This is a genomic window from Bradyrhizobium sp. KZN70725 (assembly GCF_055264925.1).
In genome coordinates, this window is the sequence record NZ_JBUYWT010000005.1 from 196,463 (window position 1) to 219,487 (window position 23,025).

Here is a 23,025-nt window from a genome sequence, read left to right on the forward strand (position 1 = left end):
CTCATGTCGTACTACGTGTACATTCTAGCAAGTCGACGAGACGGAGCAATCTATGTTGGGATCACCAACGATCTCGTGCGGCGGGTCTACGAACATCGAATGAAGGCCGTCCCAGGCTTCACGTCCAAATACAACATCACGCAGCTGGTTTGGTTCGAAATCTACGACGACCCGATCTCCGCGATATCACGCGAGAAGGAGCTCAAGAAGTGGAAGCGAGCGTGGAAGACGCAATTGATCGAAGCGAGCAATCCGCAGTGGAATGACTTGTACGAGTCGATCTGTACCTGAGGTGGTCATTCCGGGGCATCGCGCAGCGATGAACCCGGAATCTCGAGATTGCGGGTTCGATGCTTCGCATCGCCCCGGAATGACGAGGGGAGAGATTACGCTGTCGCCGCCCGGAGCAGCCGTTCCGCGGCCGCCCTCGCCTCCGCGGTGATCTCGGCGCCGGCCAGCATGCGCGCGATCTCCTCGCGGCGGTGGTCGGCGGCGAGCGCGTTGACGCGGGTGGCGACCCGCTTGCCCTTGTCGAGCGCATCCTTGGAGATCAGGAGATGCTGGCTGGCGCGGGCCGCGACCTGCGGCGCGTGCGTCACCGCCATCACCTGCACCTTGCCGGCAAGGCGCGCCAGCCGCGAGCCGATCGCATCGGCCACCGCGCCGCCGACGCCGGTGTCGATTTCGTCGAACACCAAGGTCGGCGCCGAGCCGCGATCGGCCAGCACGACCTTCAGCGCCAGCAGGAAGCGCGACAGTTCGCCGCCGGAGGCGACCTTCATCATCGGCCCCGGCTTGGTGCCCGGATTGGTCTGCACCCAGAACTCGACACGGTCGATGCCCTGCGGCCCCGGCGCGGCCGCGTTGCTGTCGACCTGGGTCATGAACTTCGCGCGCTCGAGCTTGAGCGGCGCAAGCTCGGCGTTGACGGCCTTGTTGAGCTTCTCGGCGGCCTTGGTGCGCGCCGCCGACAGTTTGGCGGCAGCTGCCGCATAGCGCTTGTCGGCTTCGGCGGCGGCCGCTTCCAGCTTCTTCAGCTGGTCGGCGCCGGCATCGATCAGCGCGACGTCGCCGGCATATTGCGCCGCCAGCGCGGCCAGCAGATCGACCGGCGTCGAATATTTACGCGCGGCCGCGCGCAGCGCGAACAGCCGCTCCTCGATGCGCTCCAGCTCGGCCGGATCGAAATCGGTTGCCGCCAGCGCGGCGTTGAGGTGCTGGTCGGCTTCTTCCAGCGCGTTGATCGCAATATCGATCGCCTTGACCGCGGGCTCGATCAGCGCGGGCGCATTGGCGGCGCGCCGTTCCAGCCGCCGTACCGCCGCCGACAGCGACGCCACCGGCGAATGCGAGCCGCCGATCGCCTCCTGCGCCTCGCGCAGATCGGTTGCGATCTTCTCGCCCTGCATCATGGTGGTGCGGCGACCCGCGAGCTCGGTCTCCTCGCCTTCCTTCGGCGCCAGCGTCTTCAATTCCTGCGAGGCATGGCGCAGATAGTCGGCCTCGCGCGCGGCGCGCTCCATGCCGGCGCGATGCTCGTCGAGATCAGCATTGGCAGTCCGCCTGATATCCCACAGCGCTTCCAGCGCCGCGGCGTCCTTCTCGTGTCCGGCGAAGGCGTCGAGCAGCTGGCGATGGGTGGAGGCGTCGACCAGCGCGCGCTCGTCATGCTGGCCATGGATCTCGACCAGCGCGGCACCGACCGCCTTCAGGGTCTGCACGCTGATCGCCTGATCGTTGATGAAGGCGCGGGTGCGGCCGTCGGCGAGTTGCACGCGGCGCAGGATCATCTCACCGGTGTCGTCGAGGCCGTTCTCGGCCAGGATCCCGGCCGCCGGATGCCCCTTCGGGACGTCGAACATGGCGGTGACCTGCCCCTGTTCGGCGCCGTGGCGCACCAGTCCGGCATCGCCGCGGCCGCCTAGCGCCAGCGCAAAAGCATCGAGCAGGATGGATTTGCCTGCGCCGGTTTCGCCGGTCAGCACCGCGAGGCCACGGGAAAATTCGATATCGAGCCGTTCGATCAGGACGATGTCACGGATCGACAGACGCGCCAGCATGCGAGGACAATTCCTAGCCGAGACCTATCTTCTTGAAGGTCCTGCTGATCCAGGATCCCTGATTCTCGCTCGGCTCGAGACCGCCGGACTTTACTAGATTATATGCGTCCTTGTACCAGCGGCTGTCTGGAAAATTGTGGCCGAGCACCGCGGCCGCGGTCTGCGCCTCGCCGGCGATGCCGATCGCCATGTAGGCCTCGGTGAGGCGGTAGAGCGCCTCCTCGACGTGGCGCGTGGTCTGGTACTGCGTGACCACGGTCTTGAAGCGGTTGATCGCGGCGGTGAAGTCGCGCTTGCCCATGTAATAGCGCCCGACCGCCATTTCCTTGCCGGCGAGCTGGTCGCGCGCAGCCTGGATCTTGGACTTGGCCTGGGTGGCGTATTCCGAGGTCGGATATTTGCGGACCACCTCTTCGAGCGCCGCGATCGCCTTCTCGGTGCGGCTCTGGTCGCGCGAGATGTCCGGGATCTGGTCGAAATGCGATGCCGCGATCAGGTACTGGGCGTAGGACGCGTCCGGGCTGCCGGGATGCAGCGTGACGTAGCGGGTGGCAGAGCCAATGCAGCTGTCGTAGTCGCCCGCCTGGTAGAACGAATAGGCCGACATCAAGAGCGACTTGCGCGCCCAGTCGGAATAGGGATGCTGACGGTCGACTTCCTCGAACTTCTTCGAGGCGGCCTTCAGGTCCTTCTTCTCGTTCATCATGTACAAGCCCTCATTGTAGAGCTTGTCCGCGGGCTCATCGACGAACGTGTCGTCCTTGGCCATGAACTTGTCCCACAGCGCGCCGGTGCCGCAGCCGCTGAGCGGCATGGCCAGCACGATCAGCCCCGCCGCAAAACGCAGCGTGCGCGCGGCCTTGGTCAGGCCGGAGACGTCAGAAGAATTGCGTGATTCGAGCGCCATACGCATTGCCGACATGGATTTTAAAACCTGACGCCTTTGATGCGGTTAACGGCGACCCCACTCCACCCATGAACCGCGGTCATGGATGCAATATTTCCAGTGCCTTGACTGCCGTTACTCGCAACCGCAGGCCTGCTTAGCCGAAAAATGACCGTGGACCAACCGAATACGGAGCCATTCCGCCGGGAATAAGGCGACCCGACGAAGCTCACAGCCTGCTGTGGTTATTACGGAAATTGGGCCCGACCGGCCAGGCGATCAGGACTTGGGCGATCAGGACACGTCCGGGCCATAGGCCGGGGCGACGAGACCGCCCACGGTGCCTGCACCGGCTTCGACATGGCCACGGGCCGGCCGCCGAGCCGTCTCCGATTCGACCACCCGCCAAGCGCTACGGTCGGCGAGCAGCGCCTTCAGCACCGCGTTGTTGAGCTTGTGGCCGCCCCGTACCGAACGGTAGCTGCCGAGCAGCGGCAGGCCGGCCAGCGCCAGATCGCCGATCACGTCGAGCACCTTGTGGCGGGCGCATTCGTCGGCGTAGCGCAGGCCCTCGGCGTTGAGCAGACGGGCCTCGTCGAACACCACGGTGTTGTCGAAGGACGCGCCGAGCGCGAAGCCTGCACCCCACAGCCGCGCCACGTCGCTCATGCAGCCGAACGTGCGGGCACGGGCAACCTCGCGGCGGAAACCTTCCGGCGACAGATCGAAGGTGAAGGTCTGGCGACCAATCACCTGGTTGGTGAAATCGATCTCGACTTCGGTGCGGAACCCGCCGGCGAACGGACGCAGCTCGCCAACCGATTCGCCGATCTTGACCTGCACCGGCTTCAAAACCTGGATGAAGCGGCGGACGCCGGGCTGGGTCACAATGCCGGCCTGATCGATCGCCGCGACGAACGCCGCAGCGCTGCCGTCCATGATCGGAACTTCGGCGCCGTCGACTTCGATGGTGGCGTTGTCGACGCCCATGCCGCGCAGCGCCGCGAGCACGTGCTCGGCGGTGGAAACCAGCGGCCCTTCGCGGTCACCCAGCACCGTCGCGAACTCGGTCGCGATCACCGCATCGGCGGTGGCCACGACTTCACGGTCGGAACCGTCGAGACCGGTGCGGACAAAAATAAAACCCGCATCAACAGGTGCAGGTCCCATGGTGAGACTGACAGGAAGACCGGAATGAACGCCTACGCCAGTCACGGTGGCTTGCGACCGAAGCGTTGTTTGACGGCTGAACTTCATTCGATAATGCCCACTACCCGACTTCACTCAATTCAAGTGGCCAATTTCCCCAAGGCCGACTCGCTTGAGCTCCCCAAGTCACGGCAGACCATAGTCACGGCCCTAAACCGCGCCAACTCACGCTTCTTTACCGATTGTTACCCCATCTCCGCCGCATTCACGCCCAAGGTAAACCAAACTACGGCAGCGAAAGCGGTCCTCGGCGATGCGCCATCTGACCACCGAAAGAATAATTAATCATTTAAAATCAGTTGCTTGTTCATCCGGCGCGATCGCCTGCCCGCGACAAGGAAAAGGCCCCGGCGGTTCCCCGCCGAGGCCTTCTTCGTGGCCAAGATTGTAACAAACTTCAGTTTGCCTGCCGGCGCAGGAAGGCCGGGATATCAAGATGGTCGTCGCCCTGTGGCGCTGGGGCAACAGGTGCCTGGCGGCCATGAGCGTCCAGACCCTGCGGCGCTGGGCGCTTTGCATATTCGGATACCGGCGATTCGTTCGCCGAGATCTGCTGGGCGACGCTGCGGGCCGGCTTGCGCTCGGGCAGCGGCGGCATCGTCGGCATGGCCGGACCGGAGCTACGGGCCGCGATCGGCGGCTCGGTCTCTTCGTCGCGGCGGCCGAGGCCGACATTGGCCAGTCGCTGCAGCAGCGACAGGCGGGTCTTCTGCGGGTGTTCCGGTTCGCCGTCACCGCTGGCCTGGCGGATTTCGGCCTGCGCCGGCATCGGCAGATCCTCGAACTTCGGCATCCGCGGAGCACGGACCGGCGACCGTTCCGCCGCCTGCGGGATGAAGGTCTCGGGCGGCATCGGCTCATGCTGCTCGGCCCGGGCGGCCTCGTGGTCCGGGAACAACGAGGGCTTCTGGGCAATCGGCCGCACGGTGACGTCACCGTAGGAGGCCTGCTGCATCGGCGCCTGGGCGGCCGGCGCGCTGTCGGGAGCAACCGCGGCGGCGATCGCCGCGAGCGCGGCGCGCTCGACGGCCGGACGCTGCTGCTGGCCGGCCGGAGCCGCAATCGGGGCGACCGTCACGCCGGTCGGCGGTTCCAGCTTCTGGGCACGCTCGGCCATGCGCTGATTGTCGGCACGCAGGCGGGCGGTCAGATCGGCCAGCCGGCTCTCCGGCGAACCGCCCGACTGCTGCGCGGCGGGAGCCTGGGCTCGGGAGGCGATCGCGGCCTGCTCGATACCAGTTGCGACCACCGAGACGCGAATGACGCCGTCGAGCGATTCGTCGAAGGTGGCGCCGACGATGATGTTGGCGTCGGCGTCGACTTCTTCGCGGATGCGGGTGGCAGCTTCGTCGACCTCGAACAGGGTCAGGTCCTTGCCGCCCGTGATCGAGATCAAGAGGCCGCGGGCGCCCTTCATCGAGCTGTCGTCGATCAGCGGGTTGGCGATCGCGGCTTCCGCGGCGGTCAGCGCGCGCTTCTCGCCGGTGGCTTCGCCGGTGCCCATCATCGCCTTGCCCATTTCACGCATCACGGCGCGGACGTCGGCGAAGTCGAGGTTGATCAGACCTTCCTTGACCATCAGGTCGGTGATGCAGGCGACGCCCGAGTACAGCACCTGGTCGGCCATCGCGAAGGCGTCGGCGAAGGTGGTCTTCTCGTTGGCGACCCGGAACAGGTTCTGGTTCGGAATGATCAGCAGCGTGTCGACCACCTTGTGCAGCTCGGCGATGCCGTGCTCGGCGGTGCGCATGCGGCGCTGACCTTCGAAGTGGAACGGCTTGGTCACCACGCCGACGGTGAGGATTCCCATCTCGCGCGCGGCCTTGGCGATCACGGGTGCAGCACCGGTGCCGGTGCCGCCGCCCATGCCGGCGGTGACGAACACCATGTTGGCGCCGGTGAGGTGATCGCGCAGCTCGTCCATGACCTCCTGCGCGGCCGCAGCGCCGACGTCGGGCTGCGAACCGGCGCCGAGGCCCTGGGTGACCTGGGTGCCCATCTGCACGATGCGCTGCGCCTTCGACATGGTCAGCGCCTGCGCGTCGGTGTTGGCGACGACGAAGTCGACGCCCTGCAACCCGGCGGTGATCATGTTATTGACGGCATTACCACCCGCGCCGCCGACGCCGAAGACGGTGATCCGCGGTTTCAGCTCGCTGATGTCAGGGGGTGTCAGATTGAGTGCCATGGTTGCCTCTCTCGATTATGCGCGCGTTGGTTCGTCCCGGCCGCTGGCCGCCGGAGCTGGTGAAAATGCAGTGAGCCGGGGTGCGGTCATCAGAAGCCCTCGCGAAGCCATCGTCCGACCTTTCCGAAGTAACCGTCTGTCCCTGTCCTGAGCTGCCGCGTGCGCCGCGGTTCGACATGTTCAAGATGTGCGTATTGCGGATAGACCAGGAGGCCCGTCGGCACCGAGAATGAGGCGCCCTTCGCCTCGTTCGGCAGCCGGCCGAAGCCGAGCGGACGGCCGATGCGGACCTGACGGTTCAGGATGCGGGTGGCAAGCTCGACGGTGCCGGTGAGCTGCGAGGCGCCGCCGCTCAACACGACGCGCGCCCTCGGCTCTGCCGCAAAGGGGGAATCCGCGAGCCGGTCACGGACCATTTCGAAAATCTCCTCGGCGCGATGCCGGACAATGTTCGCAATCGTGGCGCGGGACACGATTTGCGGTGTCTCCCGATCATCGCCTGCAGTGGGAACGGACATCAGCTCGCGCGAGTCCGAACCGCCGGTCAGCACCGTGCCGTATAAGGTCTTGATTCGCTCGGCATCCGCAATGCACGCGCCGATGCCGCGCGCAAGGTCCATCGTGATGTGTTGTCCGCCCAGCGCAAATCCGGATGCGTGCACGAGACGTCCGCCGGAGTATGTCGCGATCGTGGTCGATCCCGCGCCCATCTCGACGACGGCAGCGCCGAGATCGGCCTCGTCGTCGGTCAGGACCGAGAGGCCCGCGACATAGGGGCTCGACGCCATGGCTTCGACGTTGAGATGGCAGCGCTCGACCACCAGCATCAGGTTCTTGGCGACCGTCGCGTCCGACGTCACCACGTTCATGTCGACGCCGAACTGGCGCGCCACCATGCCTCGGGGATCGCGGATGCCCTTGACGCCGTCGAGTGCGTAGCCGACCGGCAGCGCGTGCAGCACGGTGCGGCCCGCGCCGGCGGCGTGGCGCATGCCGGCGGACGTGACGCGGCTGATATCGTCCGAGGTCACCGAGCCGCCGCGGATATCGGCCGCGGCCTCGACCAGCTGGCCGTGCTGCCGGCCGCCGGAGACCGACAGCAGGACGGATTCGACACGGACCTTGGCCATGCGCTCGGCCAACGCCACCGCGTGGCGCACCGCCTTCTCGCATTCGGCGAGATCGACCACGGAGCCGGCCTTGACGCCGCGCGACTGAATCTGGCTGTAGCCGATCAATTCGACCGCATGGGTGCGTCCGCGCAGCGCCTCGTTCGGCGGCGATGGCCTCAGCCGCGCGATCATGCAGGCGATCTTGCTGGAGCCGACATCGAGCGAAGCCACCATCGCGGTGCGCTTCTGCATCGGGCGGGTCTTCGGGGTCAGGTTGCGATCGAGGCCGGTCATGCGGAGTCACCGGCCTTCTTCTTGGACTTCTTGTCCTTGAACAGTTCGTCGCGCGCCTTGCCGGCGTCCTCCGACAATTGCACGATAAGCCGATCGGGCAGCCGCATGTCGACGGCGACAATGTCGCGCGAGAACAGCTTCTCGTCCTTGTCGAGCCTGGAGAGCGCAGCGAGCGCGTTGCCGACGTCGTTCTCTGGCAGGCGGACGTCGAGACCGTCCTTGAGGCGCAGGTTCCAGCGCCGCTCGCCGACGAAGATCGCCGCCTTGGTCACCGAACGGACCTGCGGATAACGGTCGAGCAGCGCCAGGAAGTCGTGGGCCCTGACGTCGGCGCCCTTGCCGACCACCAGCGGCAGATTGAGGAAGCGGCGCGAGACGTAGGGCTCGAGCACCGCGCCGTCGGAGGCGATCACCGACAGGCGGCCGTTCTGCTGCCACAGCGCGAAGGCGGTGCGCTCGACGATGTCGATCTGCAGCCGGCCCGGATAGAGCTTCAGGATCGTGGCATCCGCGATCCAGGGATTGGCCTTCAGCTTGGCGCGCACGGTGTCGGCGTCGAGGAACAGCAGCGAGGAGCGGCCGTTGACGCCGCCGATCGCGAGCACCTCGTCCTGGCTTAGCTGCTTGCGGCCGTTGATGCCGACGGTGGTGATGCGGAAGCCGGCGGTATTGGCAAGCGCGTTGCGGGCATCGCTGAGCGCGGTGGTGAATTCCTCGACATGACCACCCTTGACGATGCCAAGGGCCAGGCTGCCGAACAGGATCGCGAGCGTCGCGACCAGCCCGATGCGGCGCGGCAGATAGCGTTCGACCATCAAGATGTAGCGGTTCGGCGGCTCGCGATCGATGATGACTTGCGGCCGCTTGGCGGGACGCCGCCTGCGGCGTGCGAGATGGGCGCCGACATACTCGCGCAGCAGCACCGCCGCTCCAATAGCGGCTGCTCTCAGGTCAGCTTGAGGCCCCAGCGATCGCAGCGATCGGGTGAGGCGTCCTGCACCATCCATTGCACGAGCTCGTCACATGTTGCGCCCGCAAACCCCGCGGGTCCCGGCACAAATCACGTCTCGGCTAGACCGGTGGGATTAGAGTGGCCCCCTGTTCCCTGGTTGCGATCCTCGAAGCGGTAATCCGCGACAGCTCACGCCCCGGCAGCCAAGCGCTACATGCGCCGCCGCGTTAACCTTCGGGCTTCCTGGTAAACAAAGGGTAAATGACTTCGGCCTGGAGCGTGTTTTGATCAACGCTGTGAGTACTTTGCCGCGAACTCGTTAGCATTTTAGCAACAGCGCCCGGGTTCCATCCGGCCGACCAGGGCGGGTTCCCCCCGGCCGGGCATTAACTTCGGACGCGGCGGCGGGCCAGCTCGATCTGGTCGGTGAGGAAGTCGGAAAAGGCGATACCCTGTGCTTTCAAGGCCTTAGGGTACAGTGATGCCGCGGTGAGCCCCGGCAGAGTGTTGGTCTCGAGATAGACCGGGCCATTGGCCGAGACGATGAAATCGCTGCGCGAGTAGCCGGTGCAGGACAGCGCGCGGTGCGCCCGCAGCGCATGGTCCATGATCGCGGCGCTGACCTCGGGCGCGAAGCGGCCAGGACAAATCTCCTGGGTCGACTTCAAAAGGTATTTGGCTGTGTAGTCGAAGGTTCCCTCCCCCGGCACGATCTCGATCGGCGGCAGCGCGAACACGGAGCCGTCGGACTGCTCGAGCACGCCGCAGGTCGCCTCCACGCCCGATACGAACGGCTCGATCAGATACTCTTCATGCTTCGCGGCATTGCGGACCGCGACGAGATCCTGCTTCGCGTTGACGAAGATCAGCCCGTAGCTCGATCCGTCCTTGGCCGGTTTTGCGATCAGCTTGCCGTGTTTCGCAAAGGCGTCATCGATCTGTTCGACATTGATGCCCTGCGGCGCGTTGAGGCCCGCGATCGCGGCGAAGCGCTTGGCCGACGGCTTGTCGAACGCCAGATGCGACGATGCCGAGCCGGAGCCGGTGAACGCGACGCCGCGCATCTCGCACATCGCCTGCAACTCGCCATTCTCGGCGCGGCCGCCGTGCAAACCGAACACCAGCACACGCTGCTCGGCGCTCGCCTTGTCGAGCGCCTGGTCGAGTGCGATGCCGCGACCGTCGGGTTTGAAGTCGACCTCGAACGGACGCGTGTGGCCGAGCAGTTTTTCCGACGTCACCGCGTGCACGGTGTCGTCGACGTCCCAGAACCAGAGATCCGCGTCTGGCAGCGCGCGGTGCAGCGCCTGCGTGCTCGCCACCGAGACCAGACGCTCCTTGTTGGTGCCGCCGAACAGAATGGTCACCTGCATCTTCTTTGCCTGTCTTCGCTGCTTCCGTCATTCCGGGATGGTCCGAAGCACCAGACCGGACTCTCGAGATTCCGGGTTCGATGCTGCGCATCGCCCCGGAATGACGACTACGATGAATTCCCGATCCGCTTGATTTCCCAGTGTAGCTCAATTCCGCTGCTTTGCTTGACCCGTTCACGCACCGTCTCGCCGAGCGTCTCGATGTCGTGCCCGGTAGCGTTGCCGGTGTTGATCAGGAAATTGCAGTGCATCTCTGACACCTGCGCGCCGCCTATTTTGAGGCCGCGACAGCCGGCGGCATCGATCAGCTTCCAGGCGCTGTTGCCGGGCGGATTCTTGAAGGTCGAGCCGCCGGTCTTCTCGCGGATCGGCTGCGCGGTCTCGCGATGGCTCTGCACCTCGTTCATGCGGGCGCGGATCGCCTCAGCATCGGTGATCGTGCCGCGGAAGCGCGCCGAGGTGAACACGATCGACGGATCGGCGCCGCTGTTGCGATAGACGAACTTCATGTCGGCATTGCCGAACGTATGCTTCGTTCCGTCGCGGCCGATGCCGGTGGCCTCGATCAGCACGTCCTTGGTCTCGCCGCCATTGGCGCCGGCATTCATGCGCAGCGCGCCGCCGACGGTGCCGGGAATGCCGAAGAAGAATTCCATGCCGCCGATGTCAGCCGCCGCAGCCGTCTCGGCGACGCGCTTGTCGAGCGCCGCAGCGCCGGCGATGACGACATCGCCGGCCGCGCTGGTCTCGCCGAACGCGCGCGGCGCGAGCCGGATCACGACGCCGGGCATGCCGCCATCGCGCACGATCAGATTGGAGCCGACGCCGACGACATAGACCGGCAATTCCTGCGGCAGGCGCTTCAGGAAATATGCGAGGTCATCTTCATCTGCCGGCGTGAACAACACCTGTGCCGGGCCGCCGACGCGAAACCAGGTCAACTCGGCCAGCGACTGGTTCGCCAGCAGCCGCCCGCGCAGCTCCGGCATCGCGGCTTTCAGGTCGGGCGTGATGTCGGGGAAGGTCACGATCACCCCAACGCCTTCAATTCGCCGGGCAGCGCGTAGGCCCATTGCGTGATGTTGCCGGCGCCGAGGCAGACGACGAGGTCGCCGGGCTTGGCAAGGCCGTGCACGATCTTCGCGAGCTCGCCCGCGTTCGGCAGCGGCACCACATTGCGATGGCCGTGGGCGCGCAGGCCGGCGGCGAAATGATCACGGTCGACGCCGGCGATCGGCGCCTCGCCGGCCGGATAGACCTCGGCGACCACGACCGCATCGGCGTCGTTGAAGCAGGTGCAGAATTCCTCGAACAGCGATTGCAGGCGGGTGTAGCGATGCGGCTGCACCACGGCGACGATCTTGCCGTTGACGGATTCCCGCGCCGCCTTCAGCACGGCTGCGATCTCGACCGGATGATGACCGTAATCGTCGATCACGGTGATGCCGTTGGTCTCGCCGGTCTTGGTGAAGCGCCGCTTGACGCCGCCGAAGCCGGCCATGGCCTGGCGGATGACGTCGTCGGACACGCCAAGCTCGTGCGCGACCGCGATCGCCGCCGTCGCATTCGATGCGTTGTGGCGCCCCGGCATCGGCAGCATGATATCGGCGATCTCATGGATCGCGCCGGATTTGCGATCGCGGATCGCGACCGAGAATTTCGAGCCGCCGCCCGTCGGCGTCAGATCCTTGAGCTGCGCATCGGCCTGCGGGTTCTGGCCGTAGGTGATGATGCGGCGGTCTTCGATCTTGCCGACGAGCGTCTGCACCACGGGGTGATCGGTGCACATCACGGCAAAGCCGTAGAACGGGACGTTCTCGACGAAATTGCGGAACGCGTCCTGGATCGCCTCGAAGGTCTTGAAGTGATCGAGATGCTCGGGGTCGATATTGGTGACGATGACGACATCGGACGGCAGCTTCAGGAAGGTGCCGTCGCTCTCGTCGGCTTCGACCACCATCCAGTCGCCGGCACCGAGCCGCGCGTTGGAGCCATAGGCGTTGATGATGCCGCCATTGATCACGGTCGGGTCGAGCCCGCCGGCGTCGAGCAGGGTCGCCACCATCGTGGTCGTGGTGGTCTTGCCATGGGTGCCGGCGATCGCGACGCAGCTCTTCAGCCGCATCAGCTCTGCCAGCATCTCGGCGCGCCGCACCACCGGAATGCGTCGCGCGCGGGCCGCCATCAGTTCGGGATTGTCGCGCTTGATCGCAGTCGAGACCACGACGACATCGGCGCCGTCGACATTCTCGGCGGCGTGGCCGACCGAGACCTTGGCGCCCTTCTTGCGCAAGCGGTCGAGGTTGTAATTGTCCGAAGCATCGGAACCCTGCACGGTGTAGCCGAGATTGATCAGCACCTCGGCGATGCCGCTCATGCCGATGCCGCCGATCCCGACGAAGTGAATGGGTCCGATCTCGCGCGGCAGTCTCATGATGCTAACACCTTCATCGTCTCCGGACTCACCCCGGCAATTCTCCGACTTATGAAAGACTGATATGGCCGGGACAAGCCCGGCCATGGCGTCCCACGGCCGAAATTCCTCGAAAGCGGCCTAAATTCCGGCCACTTTCGCAACCAGATCGGCCAGCCGCTCGGCGGCATCGAGCCGGCCGACGCCGCGCGCGGCTTCCGCCATCGCGGTCAGTTTCGCGGGCTCGGCGGCGAAGGCCGAAATGTCAGCGGCCAGCCGCTCGGACGTGAAGTCGCTCTGCGCGATGCGCAGCGCGCCGCTCGCCTGCGACAGCACGCCGGCATTGGCAAACTGGTCCTGATCGATCGCGCCGGGCAGCGGCACCAGGATCGAGGGCCGGCCGATCGCGGCGAGTTCGGCCACCGTGCCGGCGCCGGAGCGCGAGATCACGAGCTGGCTCGAGGCGAGGCGCGCCGGCAGGTCGGCGAAGAACGGCGCGAGCTCGGCGTTGATCTTGAGCCGGTCGTAGACGGCGCGCACCCGATCCATGTCTTCTTCGCGCACCTGCTGGGTGATGATCAGGCGGCTCCACAGCGCGGGCGCGAGCTGCTCGATCGCGGGCGGCACGATATCGCTCATCACCCGCGCGCCCTGGCTGCCGCCGACGACGAGCAGGCGCAGCGGACCGTTCGCCTCGGGCGGCGTGTATTTCACCGCAGCGGCCGCAAGGATCGCCGGCCGCATCGGTGTGCCGACCGTGGTGGCCTTGCCGGCCAGCGCGGGATCGCGATCGAGCACGCCGGGCAGCGAGGTCGCGATCGCGTTGACGCGGCCGGACAGGAAACGGTTGGCGCGGCCGAGCACCGCATTGGCGTCATGGATGATGCCGGGAACGCCGAGCAGCCGCGCCGCCATCAGCGGCGGCAAGGTCGGGTAGCCGCCGAAGCCGACCACGGCCGCGGGCTTCAGCCGCCGCACCAGACTGGTGGCGACCAGCGTGCCATAGCCGAGCATCAGCGCGGTCCGCGCCAGCGAGATCGGGTTGCGACTGCGCACGGTCGCGCTCGGCACGAGGTCGATGCTCTCCCGGCCGAACAGGCCGGAATAGCGCAGCGCGCGGCCGTCGGTGGCGAGCCGGACCCGCAGGCCACGCCTGATCAATTCCACGGCGAGCGCTTCTGCCGGGAACAAATGGCCGCCGGTGCCACCGGCCGCCAGCAGAATCAGGGGCGCATTGTCCATGGCCGCCTTTTACATCGTCACTGCGAGCGAAGCGAAGCAATCCATCGCCCCGCAGAACGGAGGGATGGATTGCTTTGTCGCTTCGCTCCTCGCAATGACAACAAGGGTTCACCTACGCGTAGGCGCGCTGAGCGCTGGCGCCTTCCATCGATTCGATCTCGGTGCGCGGCCGCTGCCGCGTGAGCGCCAGCATCATGCCGACGCCATAGGCGAGCGACACGAACGAGGAACCGCCATAAGAGATGAACGGCAGCGTCATGCCCTTGGCCGGGATCAATTGCAGGTTGACCGCCATGTTGATGGTCGCCTGCACGCCGAACAGGATCGCAAGCCCCGAGGCTGCGAAGCGCGAGAACATGTCCTCGGTGGCATAGGCGCGGGTCAGCGTACGGATCACGATGAAACCGAACAGCGCGACCAGCATCAGGCAGAGGATGATGCCGAACTCCTCCGCCGCGACCGCGAACACGAAGTCGGTGTGGCTGTCCGGCAGGCTGCGCTTGGCGATGCCCTCGCCGGGCCCCAAGCCGAACCAGCCGCCGTTCCAGAACGCCTCCATCGCGGTGTCGACCTGGAAGGTGTCGCCGGAGGCGGGATTCATGAAGCGCTTGATGCGGCCGGCGACGTGCGGCACCAGCAGATAGGCGCCGAACAGGCCCGCGCCCGCCGCGCCGGCGAGCCCGAACACCCAGATCATCCGCATGCCCGCGATGAAGAACAGCGCGCCCCACACGGTGAGGATCAGCATGGTCTGACCGAAGTCGGGCTCCATCACCAGCAGCGTGACCAGCGTCAGCAACAGCACCAGCGCCATCGAGGTCGCCGGCATCTCCGGCCGCTTGGTCGATTCCGCAAACAGCCAGGCCGCGACGATGACGAAAGAGGGTTTTGCGGCTTCGGAGGCCTGGATGTTGACGCCGAGCAGCGTGATCCAGCGCCGCGAGCCCTTGACCTCGGGTCCGATCAGCAGCGTCAGCACGATCAGCGCGATCGAGACCGCGAACACGATCAGCGCGGTGCGCCGGATCTGCCGCGGCGTCATGAACGAGACGCCGATCAGCACCATCAGCGACGGCACCAGGAACATGACGTGGCGGTTGAAGAAGTGGAACGGATCGAGCCCGATCCGGGTCGCCACCGGCGGGCTCGCCGCCAGCGACAGGATGACGCCGGCCAGCATCAACGCGGCGATCGCCACAAGCAGCAGCTTGTCGACGGTCCACCACCAGTCCGAGAACGGGGTGCGTTGGTCACGGGCGAGCATGGGCGTCCCCAGATGGCAGAGATAACGTCCATTCGTGGCGCAGGATGGTTTCCAAGGGGTTAACGGGTCGGGTAACTTTTGAGGGAGGTGGTTGAGCCCTCATCCCGACGTCGTCCTGGCGAAAGCCAGGACGACGATGAGGATGGTTCTCGCGCGATACGACGCACCGTCACTGCGTACTTCATCTCGGTGTCATCGCCCGGCACCGAACGGCAGATTACGCTGTGCCAATCCGCCCTACGTGATCGTCACACCACCGGCTCAACGCCGGGCAGCGCTTGCACGATGTCGCGGAAGGCGGCGCCGCGGATTTCGAAATTGCGGTACTGGTCGAACGAGGCGCAGGCCGGCGACAGCAGCACGACGGCTTCCGCGAGCCCCGACGCCTCGGCATCGCGCGCGGCGCTGGCGATCGCGACGTCGAGCGTGCCGGACATGTCGTGCGGGACGCGCTCGCCGAGCGTGCCGGAGAATTCGGCCGCCGCCTCGCCGATCAGATAGGCCTTGCGGATGCGCGGGAAATATTCGGTCAGGGTGGTGATGCCGCCGGCCTTCGGCTTGCCGCCGGCGATCCAGTAGATGTCGGCAAACGACGACAGCGCATGCGCGGCCGCATCCGCATTGGTGCCCTTGGAGTCGTTGACGAACAGCACGTTGCCGCGGCGGCCGACCTGCTCCATGCGATGCGCGAGACCCGGGAAGCTGCGCAGGCCGTTCTGCAACACGTCGGTCGCGATACCCATCGCCAGCGCGCAGGCCGAGGCGCAGGCGGCGTTCTGCGCATTGTGCAGGCCGCGCAGCGAGCCTATGCCGCCTAACCGCGCGATCTCGCTGCGCGCCGCGCCCGAGGCACGCACGATGGTCTCGTGCTCGACATAGAGGCCGTCGGGCAGCGGGTTCTTCACCGAGATGCGCACCACGCGCTTGCCGGCGCGATCGAGCCGGTCGGCGATGTTGCGGCACCAGATGTCGTCGACGCCTGTTATCGCGGTGCCGCCGGCCTGCACGCCGGCGACCAGCCGCTCCTTGACCGCGGCGTAATGCTCGAGCGTGCCGTGGCGGTCGATGTGATCCTCGCTGATGTTGATCAGGATGCCGACCGACGGATCGAGCGACGGTGCGAGGTCGATCTGGTAGGACGACATCTCGATCACATGGACGCGGCCCATGCGCGGCGGCTCGAGCGACAGGATCGCGGTGCCGATATTGCCGCCCATCTGGGTGTCGTAGCCGGCGACATCAATCAGATGCGCGATCAGCGCCGTGGTGGTCGATTTGCCGTTGGTGCCTGTGATGGCGACGAACGGCGCGTTCGGCGCATGACGGCGCCGCTCGCGGCAGAACAGTTCGACATCGCCGATCACCTCGCACCCCGCCTCGCGCGCCTTCAGCACGCTCCAGTGCGGCGCCGGATGGGTCAGCGGCGCGCCGGGGGTCAGGATCAGCGCGGCGAAATTCGCCCATGACACGCTGCGCAGATCGGCGGTGGTGAAGCCGGCCTGCGCCGCCTTGACGACGTTGTCGGCATTGTCGTCGGCGGCGATCACCTCGGCGCCGCCGGCCTTCAGCGCCTGGCAGCTCGCGAGCCCGGAGCCGCCGAGCCCGAACACCGCGACCGTCTTGCCGGAGAAGGAGGTGACCGGGATCATGTCTATCTCCCTGTCATTCCGGAAACCGCGCAGCGGTTATCCGGAATCTCGAGATTCCGGGTTCTCGCTGCGCGAGCCCCGGAATGACAGTCAATGGGATGCGAAGCCATCAGCGCAGCTTCAGCGTCGACAGGCCGGCGAGCGCCAGCATCACCGAGATGATCCAGAACCGGATCACGATCTGCGGCTCGGTCCAGCCCTTCTGCTCGAAATGATGGTGCAGCGGCGCCATCCGGAACACGCGCTTGCCGGTGAGCTTGAACGAGGTGACCTGGACGATGACCGAGACCGCCTCCAGCACGAACAGGCCGCCGATCACGGCGAGCACGATCTCGTGCTTCACCGCAACCGCCGTCGCGCCGAGCATGCCGCCGAGCGCCAGCGAACCGGTGTCGCCCATGAAGATCGAGGCCGGCGGCGCGTTGAACCAGAGGAAGCCGAGGCCTGCGCCGAGCACCGCGCCGCACAGCACCGCCAGTTCGCCGGTGCCGGCGACGTAATTGATCTGCAGGTAATCCGAGAACACCGCGTTGCCGGTCAGGTACGAGATCATGCCGAAGCTTGCGGCGGCAATCATCACGGGCACGATGGCAAGACCGTCGAGACCGTCGGTGAGATTCACCGCATTGCCGGCGCCGACCATCACGAAGGCGCCGAAGATCACGAAGAACCAGCCGAAATTGATCACGAGGTCCTTGAAGAACGGAATCACGAGCGAGGTCGACGACACGTCGCGCCCGAGCCGGACCAGCGCGTAGGTGGCGGCAAGCCCGATCGCGGCCTCGATCAGCAGCCGCAGCTTGCCGGCGAAGCCGCTGTGCGACTGCTTTGTGACCTTCAAATAATCGTCATAGAAGCCGACGAAGCCGAAGCCGAGCGTCACCGCCAGCACGATCCAGACATAGGGATTGAGCGGGTTGGCCCAGAGCAGCGTCGACACCACGAGCCCGGACAGGATCATCAACCCGCCCATGGTGGGCGTGCCCTTCTTGGAGATCAGATGCGACTGCGGACCATCGGTGCGGATCGGCTGGCCCTTGCCCTGCCGTAGCCGCAGATGATCGATGATCCAGGGCCCGAACAGGAACACGAACAATGCGCCGGTCACCATCGCGCCGCCGGTGCGGAAGGTGATGTAGCGGAACACGTTCAAAGCGCTGCGGAACGCCCCAAACCCCGGAACGGTGTTGGACAGTTCGATCAACCAGTAGAACATTCGAGGAGTCCTATACCGCTTCTTCGTGCGCGGCCTTGTCGGGGAAGCGTTTTTCCAGCGCGCTGACAATCAGCTTCATCTTCGATCCCAGCGAGCCCTTCACCATGATCACGTCACCGGCACGGACCGCGGCGACCGCCTGCGCTTCGAGCGCCGCCGAGCTCTCGGCATAGCCTCCCCGCTTGCCGGTGGAAAGGGCATCCCACAGATTCCGCATCAACGGACCACAACAATATACGAGGTCGATGCGGTTGGCGGTCACGGCCTCGTTGAGGCCGCGGTGCAGTTCGGGCCCGGTCGGCCCGAGCTCGAGCATGTCGCCGAGCACGGCGATGCGCCGGCCATGCGGCCCGGTCTGGGCCTGACCGAGCACGTTGAGCGCGGCGCCCATCGAAGCCGGGTTGGCGTTGTAGCTCTCGTCGATCAGCATCGCCTCGCCATGGCCGACCTCGAGGGTGCGGCGGAGGCCGCGGCCGGTCGGCGCCTCGAGCTGCGACAGCGACAGCGCCGCGCGCGCGATATCGGCGCCGAGTAGCGAGGCGCCGGCAAGCACCGCGAGCGAGTTCATCGCCATGTGCCGGCCGGGCATGCCGATCTTGTAGGTGATGTCGTGATCCAGAATATCCGCATGCACCGCCGAGCAGGTCGCGTGCAGCGACAGGTCGAGCAGCCGCGCCTCGGCACGCTTGTCGGCGCCGAACGAGACGATGCGCGAGATGCCGGCCTGCTTGGCCTGCTTTTGCAGCCGCGCGAATTGCCCGTTGTCGCGGTTGAGCACGACCGCGCCATCGGGCTCGAGCCCTGCGAAGATCTCCGCCTTGGCGTCGGCGATCGCCTCGATGCCGGCGAAGAATTCCAGATGCACCGGCTCGATCGTGGTGATGATTGCGACGTGCGGGCGCACCATCTTCACCAGCGGCGTGATCTCGCCGGCATGGTTCATGCCGATCTCGAACACCGCAAAGCGCGTGCTGGCCGGGCAGCGCGCCAGCGACAGCGGCACGCCCCAGTGATTGTTGAACGACGCCACCGACGCATGGGTCTCGCCCTGCGCCGACAGCACGCGGCGCAGCGCCTCTTTGGTCGAGGTCTTGCCGACCGAGCCGGTTACCGCGACGATCTGCGCGTTGAGCCGCGCGCGCGAGGCATGCGCGAGCTCGACGAGGCCGGCGAGCACGTCGTCGACCACCAGCAGCGGCGCATCAGCGGGAAACTTTGCCCGTTGCGCGGTCTCGACCACCGCGAGCCCGGCGCCGGCCTTCAGCGCCGCCTCGACGAAGGCATGGCCGTCATGGACGTCGCCCTTGATCGCGAAATACGCCTCGCCGGGCGCGATGGTGCGGCTGTCGATCGAGAGACCGCTGACGCCGTCCGGCAGCGCGCCTTGCGTGGCGGCGCGCATCGCCGTCGCCATCGCATCCGAGGTCCACAACATCGTGCTCATGCGCCCTCCGCAGCCAGTGCACTGGCGACCGCCTCATGATCGCTGAACGGCAGCGTCGTGTTGCCGACGATCTGCCCGACCTCGTGGCCCTTGCCGGCAACGACCAGCGCATCGCCCGGCGCGAGGCCGGCAATGCCGGCGCGGATCGCCGCGGCGCGGTCGCCGATCTCGCGCGCGCCCTTCGCCGTCGCCATGATCGCGGCGCGGATCGCCTCCGGCTTCTCGCTGCGCGGATTGTCGTCGGTGACGATGACCTGATCGGCATTCTCGGCCGCGATCGCGCCCATGATCGGACGCTTGCCGGCGTCGCGGTCGCCGCCGGCGCCGAAGATCACGACCAGCTTGCGCCTGGCATAGGGCCGCAGCGCCTGCAGCGCCTTGGCGAGTGCGTCGGGCTTGTGGGCGTAATCGACGAAGATCGGCGCGCCATTGTGCTCGCCGACGAATTCCAGCCGGCCCTTGGCGCCTTCGAGATGTTCGAGGCAGCCGAACACGTCGTCGGCGGCGCTGCCGGTGCCGATCGCGAGCCCGGCCGCGACCAGCGCATTCTCGATCTGGAATTCGCCGACCAGCGGCAGCCGGATCGCGTGCTTGCGTCCGCGGTGCTCGATCAGGAGCTTCTGTGCAAAGCCTTCGATGACAGCATCGGTGAGCCTGATGCCATCGCCTGCATCGGCGTTGCGCCCGACCGCGATGATGCGCAGGCCGCGCGCGCGCGCCGCATCGATCACCTGCCCTGAGCAATCATGATCGGCCGAGACCACCGCGGCGCCGCCTGGCGCGACCAGATCGCGGAACAGCCGGAGTTTTGCATTGAGGTAATGCGCGACATCGGGATGATAATCCATGTGGTCGCGCGACAGATTGGTGAAGCCGCCGGCTGCGATGCGCACGCCGTCGAGACGATACTGATCGAGGCCGTGCGAGGACGCCTCGAACGCCAGATGGGTGACGCCGTCGCTCGCGATCTCGTCGAGCTGGCGATGCAGCGCGATCGGATCCGGCGTGGTCAGCGAGCCGTAGACCGTGCGCTTGTCCGAGACGAGGCCGATGGTGCCGATGCTGGCGGAGGAATGACCGAGCCGCTGCCAGATCTGGCGCGTGAAGGCTGCGACCGAGGTCTTGCCGCTGGTGCCGGTCACCGCCGCGATCGTCGCCGGCTGGCGGGAAAAGAATTTGGCCGCGGCGAGCGCCAGCGCGCGGCGCGGATTCGGCGTGATGACGAAGGGAGCGCGGGCGTGACCTTGCGGCAGATGGTCGCTGGCGACCGCGACCGCGCCGGCGGCAATCGCCGCATCGACGAAGCGCGCGCCATCGGTCCTGCTGCCGGCCAGCGCGAAGAACAGATCGCCCGGCTTCACCGCGCGGCTGTCGACCGCAAGCCCTCCGACAATGAGCGAGGAGGCACTCGGATCGATCGTCGCATCATCGCTGAAGAGGTCGCGAAGTCTCATGATCTTCCAGTCTGGCCGGCGCCGTTCTGGCGCCGCGTGAGTATACGCCTTACTGGGTTGTTCTGGATGCCGCAAGAATAAGGCGGTCGGACGGCGGCAGGTCGAATCGCGGTTCAACGCCCAAAAGCGGCGCAATTCGGGCGATCACATTGCCGCCGGTCGGCACCGCATTCCAGCCCGAGGTGATGAACCCGTAGGTTTCCTTCAGGGGCTGTGGCTCGTCGAGCATGATCAGAAGCTGGTATTTCGGATTGTCGGCGGGCAGGATCGCGGTGAAGGCGTTGAGCACGCGCTTCTTGGCGTAGCGGCCGTTGATCACCTTCTCCGCGGTGCCGGTCTTGCCGCCGATATAGTAGCCCTTGACGTCGGCCTTCTTCGCGGTGCCGATCTCGGCATTGAGCCGCATCAGATAGCGCATCTTGTCCGAGGTCTCAGGCTTGATGACGCGCTTGGCGAGCGCCATCGCCTCCTGCTCGGTGCGCTTCAGGAAGGTCGGCGGGATCAGGTAGCCGCCATTGACCAGCGCGTCGATGCCCATCACCGCCTGCAGCGGCGCCACCGCGATGCCGTGACCGAACGAGATGGTGACGGTGTTCAATTCGCCCCACTTCTTCGGCACGATCGGCGAGGCGCTCTCCGGCAATTCGGTGCGCAGCCTCTCGAGCTGGCCCATCTTGCGCAGGAACGCCTTGTGCGCGTCGACGCCCATCGCCAGCGCAATGCGTCCCGCGCCGATGTTGGAGGAATAGTAGAACACCTCCTTCATGTTGATCATGCGGCCCATGTTGTGATCGTCATGGATCGCGAACTTGCCGTAGTGCAGCGGGCCACGCGCATCCCACATCGAGTTGAGGTCGAACCGGCCGCTATCCAGCGCCATCGCCAGCGTGAACGCCTTGAAGGTCGAGCCCATCTCGTAGACGCCGGTGGTCAGGCGGTTGATGCGATCGGGATCGTGCGCCTCCTTCGGATTGTTCGGATCGAAATCCGGCAGCGACACCATCGCCACGATCTCGCCGGTGCGGACGTTGGAGACGAGGCCGGAGGCGGCCTTGGCCTTGAACTTCTCCTTCGCCTTGAGCAGTTCGTCGCGCAGCGCGTGCTCGACGCGCAGGTCGACCGACAGCTCCACCGGCTTCTGCAGCCGGTCGGTGGCGAAGCCCGCGCGATGCAGATCGGCCAGACCGTTGCTGTCCAGCCACTTCTCCATGCCGGCGATGCCCTGGTTGTCGATGTTGACGAGGCCGATCAGGTGGGCGACCTCGTTGCCGGTCGGATAGACGCGCTTGTTCTCGCGCAGGAAGCCGACGCCGGGAAGGCCGAGGCGATGGATGTCGCTCTGCTGCTTCGGCGTGATCTCGCGCTTCAGCCAGACGAAGCCCTTGCGCGACGACAGGCGGTCACGCACCTCGCTGGTGTCGAGATCGGGCAAGGCTCCGGTCAAGAGCTCGATCGCCTCGTCCTTGTCGATCAGGCGGCGCGGCTCGGCGAACAGGCTCGGCGCCTTGACGTCGGTGGCGAGGATTTCGCCGTTGCGGTCGGTGATGTCGGGCCGCGCGGTCGCGATGGCGTCCTGCGATGCGGTGCGGCGCGCACCATGGCTGTCGGCGCCGACGGCGAACAGCACCAGCCTCCCCGCCAGCACGCAATAGACCGCGGCGAAAGCGAGGATGGCGAGGCCAACGCGCGCGCGCGCCTTGGCGGCGCGGTCGACATTGCTGCCATACAGCAGCGTGCGGATCAGCCGCTGGTTCCATGGCTCGGCGGGTTTCACGGCCGGCGTGTTGGCGGGTGCCGGATCGGTCATGGCTGGTCCCGTCATTGCTGGTCTCCCCCGCCCTGCCCGGAGTCGTCGAGCGCGGGCTGGTCGGCGGCCGGCTGGTCGGTCGCCGCCTTGTCGATCGATCCGGTGGTGCTGTCGGGCGCCGCGGCGGCCTCGATGGTGTCGATCATCGCGCCGATCGGATCGCGCGAACCGGGCCGCGTGAAGCTCGGCGGCCGCTCCGGCAGGTTCTTCAGGGAATCGTACTGGTTGGCGTTGACCGGCTTCAGCGGCAGATGGCGCTCGGCGAGGCCCTGCAGCCGGAGCGGCGCATCGAGCTTGGCCCATTCGGCGCGCAACGCGGCGATCGCATTGCGCTGCTCGCGGATCTCGGCATTGAGCTGCAGCACGCGTTCGACGCGCGCGGTCGATTCCATCTTGATGCGATAGACATACGACGCCGCGAAGATCAGCATGCCGATGACGAGGAGATGGAGAAGGCGCATC

The 23,025-nt window shown here is 66.4% G+C and carries 18 protein-coding genes and 1 pseudogene; 1 reads left to right on the forward strand and 18 read right to left on the reverse strand.

Annotated elements, in window-relative coordinates; all coding sequences use genetic code 11:
• Nucleotides 1-3: 3 nt before the first annotated feature.
• Nucleotides 4-291, forward strand: coding sequence for a GIY-YIG nuclease family protein (locus ACZBJS_RS07135; RefSeq protein WP_057015104.1), 288 nt, complete (start codon nt 4-6; stop codon nt 289-291).
• A gap of 95 nt (nt 292-386) precedes the next feature.
• Here ACZBJS_RS07135 and recN read toward each other — a convergent pair whose 3' ends face one another.
• The 18 genes and pseudogenes from recN to ftsL all read right to left on the reverse strand — a co-directional run bounded on the left by recN (nt 387) and on the right by ftsL (nt 23,024).
• Nucleotides 387-2,060, reverse strand: coding sequence for a DNA repair protein RecN (recN, locus tag ACZBJS_RS07140; protein ID WP_463438610.1), 1,674 nt, complete (start codon nt 2,058-2,060; stop codon nt 387-389).
• A 13-nt stretch (nt 2,061-2,073) separates the two neighbouring features.
• Entirely contained in the window at nt 2,074-2,982 is a 909-nt protein-coding gene (locus tag ACZBJS_RS07145; RefSeq protein WP_028332540.1) for an outer membrane protein assembly factor BamD, read from the reverse strand.
• Between the two features lie 258 nt (nt 2,983-3,240).
• A complete protein-coding gene (gene lpxC, locus ACZBJS_RS07150; RefSeq protein WP_168858441.1) occupies nt 3,241-4,203 on the reverse strand; it encodes a UDP-3-O-acyl-N-acetylglucosamine deacetylase in 963 nt (320 codons plus the stop codon).
• A gap of 349 nt (nt 4,204-4,552) precedes the next feature.
• Complete coding sequence (gene ftsZ, locus ACZBJS_RS07155; RefSeq protein WP_168858442.1) at nt 4,553-6,343, reverse strand: cell division protein FtsZ; 1,791 nt, start codon at nt 6,341-6,343, stop codon at nt 4,553-4,555.
• Nucleotides 6,344-6,432: 89 nt separating this feature from the next.
• Entirely contained in the window at nt 6,433-7,749 is a 1,317-nt protein-coding gene (ftsA, locus tag ACZBJS_RS07160; RefSeq protein ID WP_028332543.1) for a cell division protein FtsA, read from the reverse strand.
• Nucleotides 7,746-8,756 (reverse strand): cell division protein FtsQ/DivIB, encoded by a 1,011-nt coding sequence (locus ACZBJS_RS07165; RefSeq protein ID WP_316393727.1) that lies wholly within the window; start codon nt 8,754-8,756, stop codon nt 7,746-7,748. The genes ftsA and ACZBJS_RS07165 overlap by 4 nt, the downstream gene beginning before the upstream one ends.
• Nucleotides 8,696-8,989: pseudogene (locus ACZBJS_RS07170) on the reverse strand (D-alanine--D-alanine ligase); the annotation flags it as partial. The gene ACZBJS_RS07165 and the pseudogene ACZBJS_RS07170, both read right to left, overlap by 61 nt.
• Nucleotides 8,990-9,087: 98 nt before the next feature.
• On the reverse strand, nt 9,088-10,074 hold the full coding sequence (locus ACZBJS_RS07175) for a D-alanine--D-alanine ligase family protein (protein WP_057015000.1): 987 nt from the start codon (nt 10,072-10,074) through the stop codon (nt 9,088-9,090).
• Nucleotides 10,075-10,181: 107 nt separating this feature from the next.
• Nucleotides 10,182-11,102, reverse strand: a complete 921-nt coding sequence (gene murB, locus ACZBJS_RS07180; protein WP_076824233.1) for a UDP-N-acetylmuramate dehydrogenase — start codon at nt 11,100-11,102, stop codon at nt 10,182-10,184.
• A gap of 2 nt (nt 11,103-11,104) precedes the next feature.
• Nucleotides 11,105-12,508: a UDP-N-acetylmuramate--L-alanine ligase gene (murC, locus tag ACZBJS_RS07185; RefSeq protein WP_316393726.1), complete on the reverse strand. Its 1,404-nt coding sequence runs from the start codon at nt 12,506-12,508 to the stop codon at nt 11,105-11,107.
• 120 nt (nt 12,509-12,628) lie between these two features.
• Nucleotides 12,629-13,729: an undecaprenyldiphospho-muramoylpentapeptide beta-N-acetylglucosaminyltransferase gene (gene murG, locus ACZBJS_RS07190; protein ID WP_316393724.1), complete on the reverse strand. Its 1,101-nt coding sequence runs from the start codon at nt 13,727-13,729 to the stop codon at nt 12,629-12,631.
• A gap of 112 nt (nt 13,730-13,841) precedes the next feature.
• On the reverse strand, nt 13,842-14,993 hold the full coding sequence (ftsW, locus tag ACZBJS_RS07195; protein WP_028342184.1) for a putative lipid II flippase FtsW: 1,152 nt from the start codon (nt 14,991-14,993) through the stop codon (nt 13,842-13,844).
• 248 nt (nt 14,994-15,241) lie between these two features.
• Nucleotides 15,242-16,642, reverse strand: a complete 1,401-nt coding sequence (gene murD / locus ACZBJS_RS07200; protein WP_253639070.1) for a UDP-N-acetylmuramoyl-L-alanine--D-glutamate ligase — start codon at nt 16,640-16,642, stop codon at nt 15,242-15,244.
• Between the two features lie 109 nt (nt 16,643-16,751).
• On the reverse strand, nt 16,752-17,858 hold the full coding sequence (mraY, locus tag ACZBJS_RS07205) for a phospho-N-acetylmuramoyl-pentapeptide-transferase (RefSeq protein WP_016846578.1): 1,107 nt from the start codon (nt 17,856-17,858) through the stop codon (nt 16,752-16,754).
• A gap of 10 nt (nt 17,859-17,868) precedes the next feature.
• Nucleotides 17,869-19,302, reverse strand: coding sequence for a UDP-N-acetylmuramoylalanyl-D-glutamyl-2,6-diaminopimelate--D-alanyl-D-alanine ligase (locus tag ACZBJS_RS07210; protein WP_057014995.1), 1,434 nt, complete (start codon nt 19,300-19,302; stop codon nt 17,869-17,871).
• Nucleotides 19,299-20,756, reverse strand: a complete 1,458-nt coding sequence (locus tag ACZBJS_RS07215; RefSeq protein ID WP_316393723.1) for a UDP-N-acetylmuramoyl-L-alanyl-D-glutamate--2,6-diaminopimelate ligase — start codon at nt 20,754-20,756, stop codon at nt 19,299-19,301. The genes ACZBJS_RS07210 and ACZBJS_RS07215 overlap by 4 nt, the downstream gene beginning before the upstream one ends.
• 49 nt (nt 20,757-20,805) lie before the next feature.
• Nucleotides 20,806-22,563 carry a peptidoglycan D,D-transpeptidase FtsI family protein gene (locus ACZBJS_RS07220; RefSeq protein ID WP_050385389.1) on the reverse strand — a complete coding sequence of 586 codons (1,758 nt, stop codon included), beginning with the start codon at nt 22,561-22,563 and terminating at the stop codon, nt 20,806-20,808.
• A gap of 11 nt (nt 22,564-22,574) precedes the next feature.
• Nucleotides 22,575-23,024, reverse strand: coding sequence for a cell division protein FtsL (ftsL, locus tag ACZBJS_RS07225; protein ID WP_057014992.1), 450 nt, complete (start codon nt 23,022-23,024; stop codon nt 22,575-22,577).
• Nucleotide 23,025: the final 1 nt, after the last annotated feature.

Excerpts from the sequence above, each read along its gene's own strand:
- ACZBJS_RS07135 (WP_057015104.1), top strand. The coding sequence starts at position 4 with ATGTCGTACTACGTGTACATTCTAGCAAGTCGACGAGACGGAGCAATC.
- recN (WP_463438610.1), bottom strand. The coding sequence starts at position 2,060 with ATGCTGGCGCGTCTGTCGATCCGTGACATCGTCCTGATCGAACGGCTC.
- ACZBJS_RS07145 (WP_028332540.1), bottom strand. The coding sequence starts at position 2,982 with ATGTCGGCAATGCGTATGGCGCTCGAATCACGCAATTCTTCTGACGTC.
- lpxC (WP_168858441.1), bottom strand. The coding sequence starts at position 4,203 with ATGAAGTTCAGCCGTCAAACAACGCTTCGGTCGCAAGCCACCGTGACT.
- ftsZ (WP_168858442.1), bottom strand. The coding sequence starts at position 6,343 with ATGGCACTCAATCTGACACCCCCTGACATCAGCGAGCTGAAACCGCGG.
- ftsA (WP_028332543.1), bottom strand. The coding sequence starts at position 7,749 with ATGACCGGCCTCGATCGCAACCTGACCCCGAAGACCCGCCCGATGCAG.
- ACZBJS_RS07165 (WP_316393727.1), bottom strand. The coding sequence starts at position 8,756 with ATGGATGGTGCAGGACGCCTCACCCGATCGCTGCGATCGCTGGGGCCT.
- ACZBJS_RS07175 (WP_057015000.1), bottom strand. The coding sequence starts at position 10,074 with ATGCAGGTGACCATTCTGTTCGGCGGCACCAACAAGGAGCGTCTGGTC.
- murC (WP_316393726.1), bottom strand. The coding sequence starts at position 12,508 with ATGAGACTGCCGCGCGAGATCGGACCCATTCACTTCGTCGGGATCGGC.
- murG (WP_316393724.1), bottom strand. The coding sequence starts at position 13,729 with ATGGACAATGCGCCCCTGATTCTGCTGGCGGCCGGTGGCACCGGCGGC.
- ftsW (WP_028342184.1), bottom strand. The coding sequence starts at position 14,993 with ATGCTCGCCCGTGACCAACGCACCCCGTTCTCGGACTGGTGGTGGACC.
- murD (WP_253639070.1), bottom strand. The coding sequence starts at position 16,642 with ATGATCCCGGTCACCTCCTTCTCCGGCAAGACGGTCGCGGTGTTCGGG.
- mraY (WP_016846578.1), bottom strand. The coding sequence starts at position 17,858 with ATGTTCTACTGGTTGATCGAACTGTCCAACACCGTTCCGGGGTTTGGG.
- ACZBJS_RS07210 (WP_057014995.1), bottom strand. The coding sequence starts at position 19,302 with ATGAGCACGATGTTGTGGACCTCGGATGCGATGGCGACGGCGATGCGC.
- ACZBJS_RS07215 (WP_316393723.1), bottom strand. The coding sequence starts at position 20,756 with ATGAGACTTCGCGACCTCTTCAGCGATGATGCGACGATCGATCCGAGT.
- ACZBJS_RS07220 (WP_050385389.1), bottom strand. The coding sequence starts at position 22,563 with ATGACCGATCCGGCACCCGCCAACACGCCGGCCGTGAAACCCGCCGAG.
- ftsL (WP_057014992.1), bottom strand. The coding sequence starts at position 23,024 with ATGCGCCTTCTCCATCTCCTCGTCATCGGCATGCTGATCTTCGCGGCG.